16 protein-coding genes are annotated in these 16,889 nt (G+C 67.9%); 13 read left to right on the top strand and 3 right to left on the bottom strand.

Annotated elements, in window-relative coordinates; translation table 11 throughout:
- The first annotated feature begins 17 nt into the window (after window positions 1-17).
- Together B141_RS0101940 and B141_RS0101935 are read left to right on the top strand one after the other, a co-directional pair.
- Window positions 18-539, top strand: coding sequence for a PH domain-containing protein (locus B141_RS0101940; RefSeq protein ID WP_020573483.1), 522 nt, complete (start codon window positions 18-20; stop codon window positions 537-539).
- The gene (locus B141_RS0101935) at window positions 536-2,215 is read left to right on the top strand and encodes a PH domain-containing protein (protein WP_020573482.1); all 1,680 of its coding nucleotides are present in this window, start codon (window positions 536-538) and stop codon (window positions 2,213-2,215) included. Before B141_RS0101940 ends, B141_RS0101935 begins: the two co-directional genes overlap by 4 nt.
- Window positions 2,216-2,350: 135 nt before the next feature.
- On the opposite strand, the gene B141_RS0101930 is transcribed toward B141_RS0101935, so the two are convergent.
- Together B141_RS0101930 and B141_RS0101925 are read right to left on the bottom strand one after the other, a co-directional pair.
- On the bottom strand, window positions 2,351-2,617 hold the full coding sequence (locus B141_RS0101930; protein WP_020573481.1) for a DUF397 domain-containing protein: 267 nt from the start codon (window positions 2,615-2,617) through the stop codon (window positions 2,351-2,353).
- A 29-nt stretch (window positions 2,618-2,646) separates the two neighbouring features.
- Window positions 2,647-3,510 carry a helix-turn-helix domain-containing protein gene (locus B141_RS0101925; protein WP_020573480.1) on the bottom strand — a complete coding sequence of 288 codons (864 nt, stop codon included), beginning with the start codon at window positions 3,508-3,510 and terminating at the stop codon, window positions 2,647-2,649.
- Window positions 3,511-3,802: 292 nt separating this feature from the next.
- Between B141_RS0101925 and B141_RS0101920 the strand changes: the two genes are divergently transcribed.
- The 5 genes from B141_RS0101920 (at window position 3,803) to B141_RS51175 (ending at window position 9,325) form a co-directional block, all read left to right on the top strand.
- Window positions 3,803-4,210 carry a hypothetical protein gene (locus B141_RS0101920; protein WP_020573479.1) on the top strand — a complete coding sequence of 136 codons (408 nt, stop codon included), beginning with the start codon at window positions 3,803-3,805 and terminating at the stop codon, window positions 4,208-4,210.
- A complete protein-coding gene (locus B141_RS0101915) occupies window positions 4,210-4,974 on the top strand; it encodes a hypothetical protein (RefSeq protein WP_026256821.1) in 765 nt (254 codons plus the stop codon). Before B141_RS0101920 ends, B141_RS0101915 begins: the two co-directional genes overlap by 1 nt.
- Before the next feature lie 293 nt (window positions 4,975-5,267).
- Window positions 5,268-6,266 carry a glycosyltransferase family 2 protein gene (locus B141_RS0101910; protein WP_020573477.1) on the top strand — a complete coding sequence of 333 codons (999 nt, stop codon included), beginning with the start codon at window positions 5,268-5,270 and terminating at the stop codon, window positions 6,264-6,266.
- A 31-nt stretch (window positions 6,267-6,297) separates the two neighbouring features.
- Window positions 6,298-7,956, top strand: coding sequence for a glycosyltransferase family protein (locus B141_RS0101905; protein ID WP_020573476.1), 1,659 nt, complete (start codon window positions 6,298-6,300; stop codon window positions 7,954-7,956).
- A 358-nt stretch (window positions 7,957-8,314) separates the two neighbouring features.
- Window positions 8,315-9,325, top strand: a complete 1,011-nt coding sequence (locus B141_RS51175) for an HNH endonuclease (RefSeq protein WP_237742594.1) — start codon at window positions 8,315-8,317, stop codon at window positions 9,323-9,325.
- Between the two features lie 145 nt (window positions 9,326-9,470).
- On the opposite strand, the gene B141_RS0101895 is transcribed toward B141_RS51175, so the two are convergent.
- Window positions 9,471-10,781, bottom strand: coding sequence for a hydroxyacid-oxoacid transhydrogenase (locus tag B141_RS0101895; RefSeq protein WP_020573474.1), 1,311 nt, complete (start codon window positions 10,779-10,781; stop codon window positions 9,471-9,473).
- 101 nt (window positions 10,782-10,882) lie between these two features.
- Here B141_RS0101895 and B141_RS52115 point away from each other — a divergent pair, with 101 nt between their 5' ends.
- From B141_RS52115 to B141_RS0101865, 6 genes are all read left to right on the top strand, one after another.
- Entirely contained in the window at window positions 10,883-11,011 is a 129-nt protein-coding gene (locus B141_RS52115; protein WP_020573473.1) for a hypothetical protein, read from the top strand.
- 32 nt (window positions 11,012-11,043) lie between these two features.
- Complete coding sequence (locus B141_RS0101885; protein ID WP_020573472.1) at window positions 11,044-11,736, top strand: HAD-IA family hydrolase; 693 nt, start codon at window positions 11,044-11,046, stop codon at window positions 11,734-11,736.
- Between the two features lie 82 nt (window positions 11,737-11,818).
- A complete protein-coding gene (locus B141_RS0101880; protein WP_020573471.1) occupies window positions 11,819-13,342 on the top strand; it encodes an ABC transporter substrate-binding protein in 1,524 nt (507 codons plus the stop codon).
- A 7-nt stretch (window positions 13,343-13,349) separates the two neighbouring features.
- Window positions 13,350-14,297: an ABC transporter permease gene (locus tag B141_RS0101875; protein ID WP_020573470.1), complete on the top strand. Its 948-nt coding sequence runs from the start codon at window positions 13,350-13,352 to the stop codon at window positions 14,295-14,297.
- On the top strand, window positions 14,294-15,133 hold the full coding sequence (locus B141_RS0101870; protein ID WP_020573469.1) for an ABC transporter permease: 840 nt from the start codon (window positions 14,294-14,296) through the stop codon (window positions 15,131-15,133). Before B141_RS0101875 ends, B141_RS0101870 begins: the two co-directional genes overlap by 4 nt.
- The gene (locus B141_RS0101865; RefSeq protein WP_020573468.1) at window positions 15,130-16,800 is read left to right on the top strand and encodes a dipeptide ABC transporter ATP-binding protein; all 1,671 of its coding nucleotides are present in this window, start codon (window positions 15,130-15,132) and stop codon (window positions 16,798-16,800) included. Before B141_RS0101870 ends, B141_RS0101865 begins: the two co-directional genes overlap by 4 nt.
- The last annotated feature ends 89 nt before the right edge of the window (window positions 16,801-16,889 follow it).

Raw genomic sequence — 16,889 nt, 5'->3', positions numbered from 1 at the left:
AATGGAAAACTCGCAGCGTGGACTCACCCCAGACTGAAACACCGCCCGCCATCCTGGAACTCCGCCCGCCCCGGCACCGGGTGTCCCGGACCGCGATCCGCTACTGGACGGTCCGTGCCCTGGTGGAGTGGCTGGTGCTCGCGGCCATCCAGGTCGTCTGGCTGCTCGCCACGGACTCCGACAGGCGCGCCTGGCACATCGCCGGCCTGGTGGCGACCGCGCTGGTCTGTGCGGCGCACCTGATCGTGATGCCGCAATGGCGCTACCGCGTGCACCGCTGGGAGGCGACCGCCGAGGCTGTCTACACGCAGTCCGGATGGTTCGACCAGGAACGCCGGATCGCGCCGGTCTCCCGGATCCAGACCGTCGACAGCGAACGCGGCCCGCTCGAGCAGCTCTTCGGCCTCTCCAACGTCACCGTCACCACCGCGTCAGCCGCCGGGCCGTTGAAGATTCGCGGACTCGACCGCGACACCGCCGATCGGCTCGTCGACGAGTTGACCAACAACACCCAGGCGAACCAAGGTGACGCGACATGACGCCCGACCTGCCGGCCGATCCCACCACCTCCGACCCCACCACCTCCGACGCCGTCACAGCCGACGCCGTCACAGCCGAGCCGGCACCCGCTGCGGCCACCCACGCGGAGCAGTGGCGCCGGCTGAGCCCGCGGATGCTCGCGGTCCACCCGGTTCAGGAACTCGTCCGCGCCCTCCCCGCGCTGGTCGGCCTCCTGATCGCCGGCAGCAGCAGCGGGCACGGCTCGGCATGGAGCCTGGTCGGCCTCGGGCTCGTCATCCTCTTCGGGACCCTGCGGTGGTTCACCACGACGTTCCGGATCACGCCCGAGCAGGTGCAGGTACGCCGCGGGCTGTTGCGCCGCCGGGTACTCACCGTGCCACGGGACCGGATACGCACCGTCGACATCACCGCGAACGCCATGCACCGGGTGGTCGGGCTGGCCCGGGTCGTCATCGGCACCGGACACTCCAGCCGCCAGGGCGACGACGGCCTGAAGCTCGACGCGCTCGTCGCGGCAGACGCCGCCCGACTGCGCGAGGAGCTCCTGCACCGGCCCACCGAACCGCAGCCGGTGTGCGCCGACGCGGACTCGGCCGCGAGCACCGGTCAGCTCGCCACCACGAGCGCGGCGACGACTGCCGGGCGAGCGGAGCCGGGCGACCCGGAAACCCGCCTCGCGACCCTCGACCCGCGCTGGATCAGGTACGGCCCGTTCACGCTGTCGGGGTTGCTCACGATCGGGGTGCTCCTCGGCTTCGGGTGGCGCGCGGTGTCCGAGGCGGGCATCGATCCTGCGCAGGTCGGTCCGGTGCACGACGCGATCACCCAGCTGGGGCGGGCTGGTTGGCTGGTCGCGACGATCGAGGTGCTCGCCGGCCTGGTCGTCGTGTCCGCGGTCGCCTCGACCCTGGCGTACGTCCTGGCGTTCTGGAACTTCCGGCTCACCCGGCACGCCGGCGGCACCCTGCACGTCACCCGCGGTCTCATCACCACCCGGGCGACCAGTATCGAAGAGCGCCGGCTTCGTGGCGTGGAGTTCAGCGAGCCCCTGCAGCTGCGCGCGGTCGGCGGCGCGCGGTGCATCGCGATCGCCACCGGACTTCGGGTCGGCCGCGGAGCCGAGCGCGGCGGCTCGCTGCTCCTGCCTCCGGCACCCCGGTCAGAGGCGGTCCGGGTCGCCGGAGAGGTCATCCATGATGTCCGGCCGATCACCTGCCAGCTGGTCGCCCACGGCCCGCGCGCCCGCCGGCGGCGTTATACCCGGGCGGTCGGCATGGCCGCGCTGCTGGTCGTGGTGTTCGTCGCGCTCCGGCGGTTCGCCGGCTTCCCTGACTGGGCCTGGGAGGCGTCCCTGGCGCTGCTTCCCGCCGCGGCGTTCCTTGCTTTCGACCGCACCCGCAGCCTCGGGCACGCACTCGTGGACGGCCGGCTCGTCTGCCGGTGGGGTTCGCTCGTACGCCGGCGTTCGGTGTTGTCGTGCGACGGCATCATCGGCTGGAACATCCGGCAGTCCTACTTCCAGCGCCGTGCCGGCCTGGCAACGCTGACCGCGACCACGGCCGCCGGTCACCAGCACTACGCGATACAGGACGTGGACCTGGCTGAAGGTCTGCTGGTCGCGGACGAAGCGGTACCCGGACTACTCAGGGCGTTCCTGGCCGCCCCGGACGGCGAACCGGCGCCGGCCCGCTGACCGGATCGGCCACCACCCATGCCGGTCCGGCAGGGGTGGTGGCCGGCGCGACGGTCCCCAGCCTCCGAACCAGGGACGAAGGCGGTGTGGTTCGGGCCACCGCCACGCCGCGCCGACCACCGGGAGTTGGTCGAATCAGGATTGCTCGAACTCACCGGCACAAACGCCGGAAAGGAAGGTCTTCCATGCTCCGGCGGTGAACGCCAAAACCGGTCCGCCACGGTCCTTGGAGTCACGGACCGCGATCCGGTGGCCGAGGTCAGCGACCTCGACACAACTGGAGCCGTTGCCACTGTGGCTGCTCGTCCTCCAGGCGGCGACTTCGACGCAGCTGGAGCCGTTGCCGCTGTAACTGCTCGTCCGCCACTTCAAGCGGGACGGGTCCATCTCGGGCACCCGCATCTGTCTCTCTCCTCGGGGGTGGATCCACTTCAGGTGATCTTTTCGGCCGCCTGCGCCAGGAACTCAGCCGAGTTGGCCGGGCTGAGCGCCATTGCGCGCAGATGGTCGAACGCGAGGCTATACCGGTAAATCTCCGCATCGCTCTCGACATAACGATTTGCCGTCATGGTCTCCACATAAACCGCATCCTGCTCATAAGGATTCGAAAACTGCAGGATGTCGAACGAACCAGCCGTCGCGGGGTGCGCTCCGGCCGACGCCGGCAGGACCTGGACCGTCACGTTGTCGAGCTGGGAGAACTCCCGCAGCTTGTCGAACTGCTCGGCCATGATCTTGGGCGAGCCGATCTGCCAACTCAGGGCGGGTTCGGCGATCACCGCCCAGAAACGGAGCGGGCTTTCGTTCCGGAACATCAGGCGCTGGCGGGTGAGTCGTACCTCCACTCGCCGATCGATCTCCGCGGGCGAGGAAAGTCCCATGGTGGCGCCGCGGATGATCTCGCGCGCGTATCCCTCGGTCTGCATGAGACCGTGCACCAGGTGCGCGTCGTAGGAACGCATGGCGGCGAGCTGCGCCTCCAACTCGATGTAGTCGACGTAGTCGCTCGGCAGGAATTCGGCGTAGGCGTCCCACCACCCCTTGGTCCGGGCGGTCCGGGTTTTGCTGAGGAATCGGGTACGGCGTTCTCCGTCGACGCCGTACAGGTCGAGCAGCTGAGCAAGATCTTTTGTGCTGATACCGACGACGGCGGTTTCTATCCGGCTGATCTTGGCGACTGACCATCCCAGCCGTTGCGACACCTCCTCGAGAGTGACCTGACCCCGCTCGCGGAGCAGACGGAGTTCGCCGGCAAGCCGGCGGCGTTGGATGGTTGGCGGCTTCGAGCTCGGCATTTGCGTACTTCCACGTGATTCGGGGATGCCATCGGGGGATGGCATCGGGATGTTAGGTGATCGGCGTGGGGATCTTCCGGCGTTTCTCCCACGCGTCGGAGCCGAGGTGACCCGCCCATCTGGGTGCCCATCCAGGCTTGATCAACACTTCTGTCCAGGGATGATCCACATCTCCCCGACTGCACGACACAAGTGCAAATTTACGTATTCGCGTGTTGAACGGCCTAGTGTGGCATTACGTTCGACGAAGATTCGGGCCGCAAGCCATCACATCGACGGGGAGGTTCGTGAGATGGCAACGACGACACCCGCACATATCTGGCCGACCGGGGGGACGCCATCGGTCGGGGGTACACCATCGGCTGGGGCGACTCCGCCAGCCGGCGGGACACCGCTGGCCGGCGGCACATCATCGGCCGATGCCGACATCTGGTGTCTCGTCACCAGTTACGGCCAGGCCGACTGGCCGGAGGACGAGCTTGATCGCCGGGCCAGGGACCTGGCGACCATCCACCGCGCGGACCGCAACGGTCTCCGCTGGAACCTTCGCTGGGGCGTTGTGCCGTGGCTGGTTCTCGAGCACCCGGTCTGCGTGTTCTGTGGCCGCGACTGGCTCTGTCCGCCGGCGGCGTGGGCCCACGCCCGGCTGTCCACCCTCGGCAGCTTCCGTCGCGAGCACCTCTGTGAGGAGGTTCCATGATGACGGCGCCACCTTTCGGCGAACCGCCGACTGCTGCCCCTCGAACGGCCTACGCGACCGATGTCGGGGCGGACGACGAACCCCTTGTCCTGAAGCTCGGACCAGGCGACGACCCACCGGCCGCTGGATACGCGTGCTACGACCAGGTCGTCGCCACGGTTCCCGTGCGCGAGGTGCCATTCAACTGGGTGCGGTTGGTACGCCCGGGGGGCGAACTCACCGTCTCCTGGCTGAATCCCTTCGCCGGCCCCGTACTCGCCCGCCTGACCGTCACCTCTGACGGCCGGGCGTCCGGTCATTTCCTCGGAATGGTCGAGGACGCGAACGGCGACGAGGCGGAGCTACCCGAGGTGGTCGTCGAGGCTGAGAGTTCGGTGCCGTGGTACCGCATGACCACCTCCATCGACCCCGACAGCATCTGGTCGGACCCGGCAGCCCTCTTCGCGCTCGGAGTGCGGCTCCCCCGGCTGCGGTGGACGCAGACGGGCGACGGCACGGTCAGCGAGTTGGGCGAGCCGCTCGGCCAGGTCCGGCGATGGGTGTACGACTCGGGCTCGTGCGCGTGCGCCGTACGCCTGCCGTCCGGAGAGGCCCAGGTGGAGCAGCACGGGCCCCGGCTGCTGTGGCGCGAAGTCGAGTCCGCCTACCGCTGGTGGGTCGACCATGACCGGCCCAGCTGTGAGCGATTCGGTCTGAGCGTGACGTCGTTCGGCCAGTTCGCCTGGCTCGGACACCGCTGCTCGGGCCGGATCTGGCGACTCTGACGAACTGTGTGGATCCGGCCGCTCACGGGCTCCGCCCGTCCGGGGCCACCCCACCGCTCTCCGCGGCGCGCTGACCCACGGTGACTCCGCACGGTAACTCCTTGAAGGCGACGCGGGTAATTCGGCGTGGTCAGAGAACACCGCACCGAGCGTTGCCTATTCTCGCCTTCTACGCGCAGCTCCGGCGCATCCCCAGACATCGTGCGCGCCGTACGCACCCTCCAGCCGCCACCACGGCGTGAGGAACCGAAATTTCGATCATCGAATCGCGTACCGACACGCAGGGACCCATCGTGAGTACGACCATTGACCCCGGCCGGACCAGCGACGAGCATCATTTTCAGGCAGACCCGAATTCCGCGTCGAACCCTGCGAGCACGAACGCGGCTCCAGACACCACGAATTCCGGTGTCGAGGTCTCGATCGTGTTGCCCTGTTATAACGAACAGGAGCACGTGCTCGCCGAGATCGAGCGCATCACCGAGGTGATGGACGCGAGTGTCTACAGCTACGAGCTACTCGCCATCGATGACGCCTCCACCGACCAGACGCTCGACATTCTCCGTGCCGCGGAGACGCGGTTCGCGCCGCTGCGCGTCATCGCCTTCAGCAGTAACGGTGGTTCGGGCACTGCCCGAAGAATTGGAACCCAGCAGGCACAGGGCCGGATCGTGGTCTGGACCGACGCGGACATGTCGTACCCCAACGAGAGAATTCCCGAACTCGTCGAGACGCTCGACAAGGATGAGAGCGTCGACCAGGTAGTCGGCGCCCGCACCAGCGAGCAGGGCTCGCACAAACTCCTGCGGGTGCCCGCGAAATGGATCATCCGTAAGCTCGCCGAACGCCTGACGAACACCGAAATCCCCGACCTGAACTCCGGCCTGCGCGCCTTCCGCCGCGAGACTTCACTGCCCTACCTTCGTCTCCTGCCGCCCGGGTTCTCCTGCGTGACCACGATCACGATGGCGTTCCTGCACAACCAGCACAGCATCCACTACCTGCCGATCGGCTATTCGAAGCGTTCGGGGACGTCGAAATTCCACTTCGTGAGGGATGCCTACCGCTACATCCTGCAGGTGGTCAGGATGGTGATGTACTTCAATCCGCTGAAAGTCCTCATGCCACCGTCGCTGATCCTTCTCACGGTCGGCGGAGCGAAGGCCGCCTACGACGTGATCACCCAACCGGTCCGGCTGGCCACCAACACCGTGCTGATCTTCCTGACCGGGCTGATCATCGCCTCCCTCGCACTCCTCGCCGATCTCATCGTGCGTTCGCGTACCGACTGACGGGCGTGGAAGGAAAGCTGAGGTACGCACGATGACATCTGAGGTGGGTCAGGTCGGCGCTCCGCCGCCTGCGTACGATTCCGTCCCTGTCGACACCGAGTCGAGGCGAATACCGCCCGGCCTTCTGCGTGACCTTCTGCGTGGCCTTCTGCGCGGGCGTTTGCGCGGACGACGCCTCACCATGCTGGTCGGCGGCCTGCTCGCACTCGGTGTGGGGATCGTCGAGGTGATCTATCGGCTCGCGCCATATCCATCCGATCAGCTCAACTACTTCGAGGCTGCCCGGGACTTTCCGAGCCACCCGACGTACGCCGGTCTTCATCAGTTCTTACGGCACGGCCTGATCATCCCGATGTGGCTTGCCCAGCAGGTGTTCGGCTATTCGCAGGTCGCCTACCTGATTGTCCCGATGCTGGCGAGCGTGGGATTGGCCGTCGGTGTCTATGTCCTTGGCGTCCTCCTCTTCAACCGGGTTGTCGGGGTGGGCGCGGCCATTCTCACGATCGGCAACTCGATCGTGTTTCCGGACCTCACCGCGCCGCTGCCGGACCTGCCGGCGACCACGCTGTTCTGCTGGGCGGTCGTGCTCGCGGTCGCCCTCAGGCAACGAGGGACGCTTGTCACAGCAACCCGGTCGCGCGAAACTGCCACGTTGATAGGGCTCGGCGTCCTGCTCGGGTGGAGCTACCTCACCCGCGAGTACATCGTGTTCGTGTGGCCGCTGATACCGATCCTGCTGGTCCGCAAGATCCCGGTACGCCGACTGCTCTGGATCCTCCTCCCGCTCGCGGTCGTGGGGCTTGGCGAATCGATCCTCAATGCGGTGGTGTTCGGTGACCCACTGGCCCGCCTGCACGCGTCCGCGTCTCATGGCGACGGCACGCCGCCCGTCACCGACTTCCTCGGGCACAGCCGCGAGTGGTATCTCACCCGACTCACGGCCGTCACCGGCTCCACGCCTGAAGGGACCCTGCTCAAGGCCGCGCTCGTCGCCACGGTGCTTGGCGGGTTCCTGTCCCGCAGGCTTGCGCTCCTTCTGGCGTGGGCCGCGTCGTTCTACGTTCCGTTGGTAGCGCTCGGTGGTTTCCTCGACCCGGACGCTCCGATGTTGCGGATCCTCAAGGAGAGATACTGGCTTCCGCTCGTCCCGGCCGTGATGCTCAGCGCGACCGCTGGGCTGTGGTTGCTGGTGCGGGGTGGGGCGCCCGCTATTCCGTTCCTGCGCTCCCGTGGCGTACTCATCGCAGGGATCGTCACCCTCGCGGCGGTGGCCGTACCCGTCACGGTTGCCGAACAGGCCCGACGGCAGCCCACTCCCGCCACTGCTACCTACGCCGCGAACGGTGGCACCGGCCTGGAGGAGTTCCGGTCCTGGCTTGCCGGCGAGGGCCCGGAGGTCACCACCCTCTGGACAGAACGCCGGGCGATCCGACTCGTTCGGATCTTCGTCAACGGTGCGGTCGGCGGGCCGATCTGGAACGGACGACTCGAGACCTGGTCACCGGTCGCGGGCAAGCCCAGGCCGGCAGCGGGCGATTATGTCTTCCTCTACAGCGCGCGGTCGCGGGTCTGCAATCCATGCCGCGCCAACGCGGAGGCACTTCTCGGCCGGACAGTCAGTGTGCCCTCTGGTTGGCGGCCGGTTTTCGCGAGCAGCGATGGGCTCGCTGAGGTCTATCAGGTCCGCTGACTCTGTCCGTGTGGTCACGCTCTGAGGCCGCTCGTCAGCTTGCCTCAGGTCCGGCCTCGTCGGGCGAATCTCCTTGTAAATAAGGATGCTCGCGGTTGCTATCGGTTGCGAGCCTGATCGCGATCGACTAAAATCGAACGCATGAGCGACGGCGATGGTGTGCGGATCTCTCCGCTCCCGCCCGGGTTTGGCGACATGCTTCCCGGCCCGGAGTTGGTGGCCGCGCTCGCTGGCGTCGATCGGTCTGCCTGCAACGGGTTCGAGGTGGGGGAGCTGGTCCGCGCGGGGCGGAAGGTTGCCCGCTGGGCTGAGGCGTGCAGCCCAAGCCTGGGCCTACCTCGACGCCATCGCCCGCACCATGAAATCCGGCGGAGACGAACGCACCTTGCCTCAGTTGCGCGCCGATATCGCCGCCTCCCTGCTGTCCGGTGAAGCCGACGTCCTCATCTGCAACGGCGAGGAAGAAGCCCGTGACAGTGGCGGCGAGGACTGCGACTGCGAGAACGGCGGCGCGAGGCACGACGACTCCAGTCCTTGTCAAGGGTCCTTTGACGATCTGCTCGACGAGCAGAACAACACCGACAGTCCTTCCGAAGCTGAGGGTGCGCAGGACGACTCTGCCGCCGAGCAGGATGGGTGCCGGCACACCGGGTGCGACCACGACCACCACCTTGCGGGCTGCCCGTGTGAGGACTGCAAACCCGCCACCTACACCCACCCGTTTGACCGGCCCGCACGTCAGCCCCGCAACGACAACGTGTCCCGCGAGGAAATCCCGTCCGACGATGACCTTGCCGAGCAGGAGATTCCGCTCGCGTTCCGGTCCTGGAGAGCGGCGATCAAGGCGAAGCTCCAGCTGAACGTGCCGATCACGACCCTGTTCGAGTTGGCGGAGCGGCCAGCGGAGCTTGGCGGGTTCGGTCCGATCTTCACCGAAGTAGCGAGACGCCTGATCGCCAACCATCTCGACAACCCAGACGCGATGTTCGCCATCGGCATCACCCACCCCGTCACCGGGCAACTGCTGAACCTGCATCCAATGTCCATGCGTTTCTTACGTGGTCTCCCGGCAGAGTTCGTGCAGTCACTCAACCAACGCTGCACCTGGATGCTGTGCCGACGCCCAGCCATCAGCTGCGACCTCGACCACACGAAGCCATACTCCGAAGGCGGTGAGACCTCCGTCGCGAACGTGGCACCACTATGCCGCCGCCACCACCGCGTCAAAACCGAGGGCGACTGGAAAGTCGAACAAACCAGCCCAGGCCACTTCACCTACACCGACCCACACAGCCGGCAGTACACGGTCACCCCACCACGCCTCACCGACCCCGTAGAACCCGCTGACCCCGACCCGCCGCCCTTCTAACCTGCGCGGGACGATGCGGGACAAACAAACCGGCAGGCTCGACAACCCTTGAAAAGAAGGGCCATCGAGCCTGCCGGTTTGCCAGCGTGACGCGTTCGGCGCGGCGGAGTACGTATCTGCGCTCCACACGATCGGCGCGGGGGTCTCACCACACAGTGAGGGACTCGCGAAGGACGGTCGCCAGCAGGTCGGCGTCGACATCAACAGGCGCGATGCTGAGGAGGCGTTGCTGCTTCAGCGCACCGTCCACGAGGGTGTCGAGGTCAGCCCCGCTGTAGCCGACTCCCATCAGGCCGTTCGGTATCGCGAGATCCCGCATGAGCCGCCGAACCGCTTCGGGCAGGCGTTCCCGCTCGTCGCGGACCGCATCCGTCGCGGGATCGAGGACGTGCGCTGCCCACAGATGGCGATCGGGGTCGGCGGCGAAGGTGTGCCGGAACGCCGCGGGCGCCGTGAGCACCACCGCCATCCCGTGCGGCACGAGGGGTACATGATCGGGATAGTCCGCAGGCCGGAAGTCGCGGACCTGCCCGGCGATCGGATAGGCACAGGCGTGCGGGATGTGCACCCCGGCGTTCCCAAACCCCAGGCCCGCGAACGTCGCCGCCCGCAGCATGTCGGTGCGGGCGGCGAGGTCGTCTCCGTGGTGGTAGGCGGTACGAAACGACCGGGCCAGCAGTGGCAGGGTCTGCTGGATCCAGATGTCGGAGACCGGGTTGGCACCGCAGTAGGCGACGCGTTGCTCGGGACGCCGCTTCTCGTAGGCGGTGTACGGCCGGGCGGTGTAGGACTCCAGCGCGTGGCAGAGGATGTCGAACCCCGTCGCGGCCGTCACCCCGGGTGGCAGCGTCAGCGTCACCGACGGGTCGACCACGGCCAGCACCGGCCGCAGCCTGGGATGGCTGATACCGGTCTTTACCCGCAGGTCGAGAAGGTCCATCACGCAGACCGCGGTGCTTTCGGCGCCGGTGCCCGCTGTGGTGGGGACAGCGATGAGCGGCTTGACCGGTCCAGCGGGCGGCTTCCCCTCACCGATCGGCGGGTTGAGGTACTCCACGAGGTCGGCAGGGTAGGTCGTCATCAGGTTGACGGCCTTGGCCGTATCGATCGCCGAGCCTCCCCCGACCGCGACGAAGCCGTCCCAGCCGCCTCCCATGGCGAAGTCGACGGCCGCGCGGACGCTCGCGTCCGTGGGCTCGACGTGGACGCCGGTGAACAGCTCCGCCACGAGGCCGGACGCCCGCAGACTGTCAAGGACGCGTTGCGGTACGCCGGTCGCCGCGACGCCTGGGTCGGTCAGCACGAGGACGCGGTTGGTTCCGAGAGCGGCCACGTCGTACCCGATCTCGTCCACCGCGCCAACGCCGAACTTCAGGGCCGGTCCAGCCCAGGTGAAGATCGTTTCAGGCTGAGCGGGGCCGGTTGAGCCCCGTGGCGATGCGGCTGATGCAGTCATCCTCAGCTCCTTCCCCAAAACCGGATTAGCGGCGGCAACCGTCGCTTGCGACCGTGACGTACGCCGAAGGCGGATGCAAGCGAGGAGCGAACGCATGACCCATGCAGGCCGGACCCGCCCTGCTCAGACGTTGGAAGCCGGCTCCCTGGACCCTCCGAGCCGCCGAGGCCCACCGTCGCCTCGAAAGCGGCCAGAGCCACGGCAAGATCCTGCTCGCGGTCGCCAGCTGAGGTGATCGGCCCGGCAGGTACGGTCGGGGGACGTGACCACTACGACAGGAAGCACCTCAAACCTCGCGGACGCCGAACTCACGGTGGAAGCGGTCCTCCTTGACCTCGACGGCACACTGGTCGACTCGACACCAGCGCTGATCCGGGCCTGGAGTCGCTGGGCCGTCGAACACTCAGTCACTCGCGAGGAGTTCAGCAGGGTCGTCGGCCACGGCCTCACCTCCGCCGCGATCGTGGCCGCGCTCGTTCCCGCTGACCAGGTGGCGGCCGCACACCGGCGGATCGACGAGCTCGAGGTCGCCGACGTGGACGGCATCACAGCTCTGCCGGGAGCGCGTGAGTTCGTCTCCGGCCTCCCGGTGGATCGTTGGGCGATCGTGACGTCCGGCAACCGCGCGGTCGCGCAGGCGCGCATCGAGGCCGCCGCTCTGCCGGTGCCGCCGATGTTGGTCACCGCCGACGACGTACGCCGCGGCAAGCCGGACCCCGAGCCCTTCCTGCGCGGCGCCGAACGCCTCGGCATCGAGCCGAGCCGCTGCCTGGTGGTGGAGGACGCTCCGGCCGGCCTGGCCGCCGCCCGCGCCGCCGGGATGCGCAGCGTCGCCGTCACGACCCACCACTCCCCCGCAGAGCTCGACGCCGACCTCATTGTGGAAGACCTACAGAACCTCCGCGTCGAGGTTGACGGCACTGCCCTCACCATCCGGCTCGCCGGGACGGCATGATCGGTGCCATGCCAGGGGTGTCGACGCCCCGACCCGCCCGCGTGACCGTACGGCATGCAGGGCACACGCACAGGAGGTAGCGATGGGGAGCATTCCCCGACGGGCCGCGATTCTCATCAGCGTCGCGGCGCTTACTCTCATACCCGCCTGCTCCGCCGGGAGCAGGACCACGGGCCAGCAGTCCCAGGATCCTGACAAGGTCAACAGTCTCGAGGTCGGCATGATCGCCGAGCCGGCGAGCCTGGACTTCACCAGGAACGACGGTGCCGCCATCCCCCAGGCACTGCTGGTGAACGTCTACGAGGGCCTGGTGAAGCTCGACGCGAACGGCGAGATCGTGCCGTTGCTGGCGACGAAGTGGCAGGTCAGCCCTGACCGCAGGACCTACACCTTCACCCTGCACAAGGACGTGACCTTCAGCGACGGTAAGCCGTTCACCGCCGAGGACGCGGCGTTCAGCATCAATCGCGTCAAGACCGACTGGACAACCTCGCTCAAGGCCGGCATGGATGTCGTCGACACGGCCGAGGCCACCTCGCCGACGATCCTTACAGTGAAGCTGAAGCGGCCGAGCAACTCATGGTTGTTCGCGATGACCACCCGGATCGGGGCGATGTTCTCCCGCACCGGCGTCGCGGAGCTCGCCACCAAACCCATCGGCACCGGGCCGTACGTCCTCGACCGGTGGACCCGCGGGAATGCCCTTGTCCTGAAGGCAAACCCGCGTTACTGGGGCCGGAAGCCCACCGTACGGACGGTGACGCTGAGGTACTTCAAGGACCCGACGGCGATGAACAACGCCCTTCGTACCGGCGGGATCGACGTCGTCAGCACCGTGCAGACGCCGGAAACCCTGTCGGAGTTCAAGGACAAGTCGAAGTACCACATCATCGAGGGCACCACCAACGGCGAGGTCGTGCTGTCGTTCAACAACAGCAAGGCGCCCTTGACGGATCGCCGGGTCCGCCTGGCACTGCGCTACGCCATCGACCGCAAAGCCGTCCTTGACACCGCGTGGGCCGGCCACGGCACGCTGATCGGGTCGATGGTGCCACCAACCGACCCGTGGTACGAAGACCTGTCCACCCGCTATCCCCACGATCCGGCCCAGGCGAAGCGACTTCTCGCCGCTGCCGGCGTCCCCAAGCTCACGCTGCGGCTGCGGATCCCCAACCTGCCTTACGCGGTCGCCATCGCCCAGGTCGTCAAGAGCCAGCTCGCCGAGGTCGGAGTGACCGCCCAGATCGACGTGCTGGAGTTCCCGGCCCGCTGGCTCGACGAGGTTTACACGAAGGCCGACTACGACCTGTCGATCATCGCCCACGTGGAGCCGCGCGACATCACCAGCTGGGGAAACCCCACCTACTACTGGCGTTACGACAACAAGCAGGTGCAAGACCTCCTTGCGCGGGCTGACGCGGGCACTCCGCAGCAGCAGGTCGCCGCGATGAAACAGGTGGCACGCACCCTCTCTGACGACGCGGCCGCTGACTGGTTGTTCCTCTTCCCCAACCTCATGGTGGCCAGGCCGCAGGTCAAGGGCCTGCCGACGAACGTGGTGTCCGAAGCGTTCGATCTGACCGCCGTCTCCGTCAGCACCTCCTGAGTCGGCCGTGTCGCACCGCTTCCTCACCCGCACCGGCGTGTTCGTCGCCAGCCTGGCGGTGGCCAGCGTGGTGGTGTTCGGCTTCCTGGCCGTCCTGCCCGGCGATCCGGCTCGGGTGGCGCTCGGCGTCAACGCGACGCCGGAGGCGGTAGCCCAACTCCAGAAGGAGTTCGGCACCGATCGGCCGCTGTTCGCGCAGTACCTCGGATGGATGCGCGGGCTCGTGGTCGGTGACTTCGGGCGCTCTTACGTCACCCGGGAGGCGATCGGGCCGCAGGTGATCGACCGGCTGGGCGTGACCCTGTGGTTGGTGGGAGCCGCCATGGTGATCGCCTTGTTGGTCGCCGTTCCTGCTGGGACGGTGATGGCGGTGCGGCACCGGCGGCTCTCCGGTCTCGTGCTGTCGGCGTTCAGTCAGCTCGGGATTGCGGTACCCGCATTCCTGACAGGCGTGCTCGCCGTGGCGTTCTTCGCCGTACGCCTGGACTGGCTGCCGTCGGGCGGCTACACACCACCGGCCGAGGATCCGGTGGAGTTCGTCCGGCAGCTCGTCCTGCCCGCAACGGCGCTGGGACTCGCCCAGGCGGCGATCCTGGCGCGCTACGTTCGGTCGGCGGTGCTCGACGTCCTGCGGGAGGACTACCTGAGGACCGCCCGCGCGAAAGGGCTCACACCGACTCGAGCCCTGCTGCGGCACGGACTTCGCAACGCCGCCATCCCGGTCAGCACCGTGCTCGGCCTGCAGTTGGCCACCCTGCTGGTCGGTGCGATCGTTGTCGAGCGGGTGTTCGTGATTCCGGGGCTGGGGAGCCTGCTCCTCGACGGCGTCGCCAACCGCGACCTGCTGCTCGTCCAAGGTGTTGTCATGGTCCTCGTCATCGCGGTGCTGGTCGTCAACTACGCCGTCGAACTGCTGTACGCCGCAATCGACCCGCGCCTGCGGGGCACGCGATGAGCGCCGCACGGACTCGGGGCACTGGCACCGTCAACCTCTCCTTGCTCGCCGGCGGTGCCCTGATCGGCCTGGTGATTCTCGTGGCCGTGGTGTCGTTCGTGTGGACGCCGCACGATCCCTACCACGTGGACAGTACCCATCGCCTGCTCGGCCCCAGCCCGACCTACTGGCTCGGCACCGACACGTTCGGTCGCGACATCGCCAGCCGGCTGATGGTCGGATCCCGCACCACACTCTTCGTTGGTGTGATCGCGGTCGGAGTCGCCGCCGTGCTGGGCACACCCCTCGGCGTGCTGACCGGCATGACCCGGCGCCTGGCCGGATTCATCATGCGGGCCACCGACCTGGCGATGGCCTTCCCGGCATTGCTGCTGGCGATCATGTTCGGGGCGGTGTTCGGGTCGAGCACGCTCACCGCCATGGTGGCGATCGGCCTGGCCAGCATTCCGGCGTTCGTCCGGGTCGTGCGGGCGGGAACCCTTCAGGTGATGAGCACGGAGTACGCCCTCGCCGCACGGGCGGCCGGACGCCGCGGGCCTGGTATCGCCGTTCGCCACGTACTCCCGAACGTCATGAGCCTGGTGATCGTGCAGGCCTCAGTGTCGTTCGCGATCGCCGTGCTCGCCGAAGCGGGACTGTCGTTCCTCGGGTTCGGTACGCCACCGCCCACACCTTCCTGGGGCCGGATGCTGCAGGAGTCCCAGGAACTCCTCTTCACCCACCCCCTGCTCGCGGTGTGGCCAGGCGTCGCGATTGCCCTTGCGGTGTTGGGTTTCAACCTGTTCGGTGACGGGCTCCGCGACCGTTACGACCCGCGGCTGGAGCGGCGACGATGAGCAAGGAAACCTTGACAGTACGCCGTCTCGCCGTACACCGGCATGATGGGGAGGCGCTGGTGACCGGCGTCGACCTCACCCTCGCCCCCGGCGAACGCGTGGGTCTGATCGGCGAGTCCGGCTCGGGCAAGTCACTGACCGCCCTCGCCATCATGGGCCTGCTCCCCGAGGGCCTGCGGGCCAGCGGCTCCGTACGGCTCGCCGGCACCTCCACCGACCTGCTCGACACGGGCGAACGCGCGCTCGCGGATCTTCGCGGCAACCGCCTCAGCATGGTCTTCCAGGAACCCATGTCCGCGTTGAATCCGCTCATGCGGGTGGGCGACCAGGTGGCTGAGGTGCTGCGGCTCCATCAGACCGGCATCGGCCGGGCGGCGGCCGCGGCGAAGGCGGTGGAACTCCTCGATCAGGTACGCCTGCCCGATCCCGCCCAGGCCGCCCGCGCCTATCCGCACCAGCTCTCGGGCGGCCAGCGGCAGCGGGTCCTGATCGCGATGGCGCTTGCCAACGAGCCGGCTGTACTCCTTTGCGACGAACCCACCAGCGCCCTCGATGTCACGGTGCAGGCACAGATCCTCGACCTGATCGTGGCGGGTACGGCGCATCGTGACACGAGCCTGCTCTTCATCACCCACGACCTGGCGGTGGTCGCGACGGTGTGCAGCCGGGTGCTGGTGATGCGCGACGGGTCCATTGTCGAGAGCGGCCCGGTCGAGCAGGTCTTCACCCGGCCCCAACATCCGTACACGCAAGCACTCCTTGACGCGGCCGAGCCGCCGGCCAGCGACGCAGCTTCGTCTGTCCAGAAGGCGGGGCAGAGCCTGCTCAGCGTCGAGAACGCCGCGCGGGTCTACACCCGTCCGCGTACCTCCCTCCTGACGCCCCGCCCGCGAGTGGCGGGCCTTCGGGACGTGAGCTTCGACGTCGCGGCCGGACAGCGGTTCGGGATCGTGGGCGAGTCGGGCTCCGGGAAGTCCACCCTGGTCCGGCTCCTCGCCGGCCTCGACCGGCCGACCAGCGGATCGGTCCGCTTCGCGGGCCGGGAGATCAGCGCCTTGCCGGAGCGCAGGTTGCGGTTCCTGCGTGAGGACGTACAGATGGTGTTCCAGGACCCCTCGGGCTCCCTGGATCCGCGCATGCGGGTCGGTGAGATCGTCGCCGAACCCCTGGTGGCATTGGGCCGTGCACGCCTGCGCACCGAGCGGGCCAACCGGGTTCGGGACCTCCTCGACGCGGTCGGACTGCCGGCCGATGCAGCGGTGAGGTTCCCGCATGAGTTCTCCGGCGGGCAGCGCCAACGCATCTCGATCGCCCGGGCCCTCGCGCCCGCGCCGAAGGTTCTCATCGCGGACGAACCCGTGAGCGCTCTCGACGCGTCGGTCCGATCGCGGATTCTGGAATTGCTCGCCTCGCTCGCCGACAGCCACGAACTCACGCTGGTGTTCGTGTCCCACGACCTTGCCGTCGTACGCCAGATCTGCGACACGATCGGTGTCCTCCACCAGGGTGAACTCGTCGAGATCGGCCCGACCGAGCAGGTCTACACCCAACCCGCCCACCCCTACACCCGGCGCCTCCTGACCGCCATCCCCACCGTTACCAGGGCGCTCGCGGGCGTCAGCGCCAGCGACCTCGCCAGCGCCCCCGCCGACCTCCCGGAGCACTAACCCGGCCCCGGCCCCGCCCCCGAGCCCGAGCCCGAGCCCGAGCCCCGAAATGATCACGTATACGTGGTCATTGCCTGCTTCGCATGGTG

The organism is Actinopolymorpha alba DSM 45243 (genome assembly GCF_000373925.1).
GTDB lineage: Bacteria > Actinomycetota > Actinomycetes > Propionibacteriales > Actinopolymorphaceae > Actinopolymorpha > Actinopolymorpha alba.
The sequence above is the reverse complement of the archived record's forward strand: the minus strand, read 5'-3'. Positions and strand labels throughout refer to the sequence as shown.

Excerpts from the sequence above, each read along its gene's own strand:
- B141_RS0101935 (WP_020573482.1), top strand. The coding sequence starts at position 536 with ATGACGCCCGACCTGCCGGCCGATCCCACCACCTCCGACCCCACCACC.
- B141_RS0101930 (WP_020573481.1), bottom strand. The coding sequence starts at position 2,617 with ATGCGGGTGCCCGAGATGGACCCGTCCCGCTTGAAGTGGCGGACGAGC.
- B141_RS0101925 (WP_020573480.1), bottom strand. The coding sequence starts at position 3,510 with ATGCCGAGCTCGAAGCCGCCAACCATCCAACGCCGCCGGCTTGCCGGC.
- B141_RS0101920 (WP_020573479.1), top strand. The coding sequence starts at position 3,803 with ATGGCAACGACGACACCCGCACATATCTGGCCGACCGGGGGGACGCCA.
- B141_RS0101915 (WP_026256821.1), top strand. The coding sequence starts at position 4,210 with ATGACGGCGCCACCTTTCGGCGAACCGCCGACTGCTGCCCCTCGAACG.
- B141_RS0101905 (WP_020573476.1), top strand. The coding sequence starts at position 6,298 with ATGACATCTGAGGTGGGTCAGGTCGGCGCTCCGCCGCCTGCGTACGAT.
- B141_RS51175 (WP_237742594.1), top strand. The coding sequence starts at position 8,315 with ATGAAATCCGGCGGAGACGAACGCACCTTGCCTCAGTTGCGCGCCGAT.
- B141_RS0101895 (WP_020573474.1), bottom strand. The coding sequence starts at position 10,781 with ATGACTGCATCAGCCGCATCGCCACGGGGCTCAACCGGCCCCGCTCAG.
- B141_RS52115 (WP_020573473.1), top strand. The coding sequence starts at position 10,883 with ATGCAGGCCGGACCCGCCCTGCTCAGACGTTGGAAGCCGGCTCCCTGG.
- B141_RS0101880 (WP_020573471.1), top strand. The coding sequence starts at position 11,819 with ATGGGGAGCATTCCCCGACGGGCCGCGATTCTCATCAGCGTCGCGGCG.
- B141_RS0101870 (WP_020573469.1), top strand. The coding sequence starts at position 14,294 with ATGAGCGCCGCACGGACTCGGGGCACTGGCACCGTCAACCTCTCCTTG.
- B141_RS0101865 (WP_020573468.1), top strand. The coding sequence starts at position 15,130 with ATGAGCAAGGAAACCTTGACAGTACGCCGTCTCGCCGTACACCGGCAT.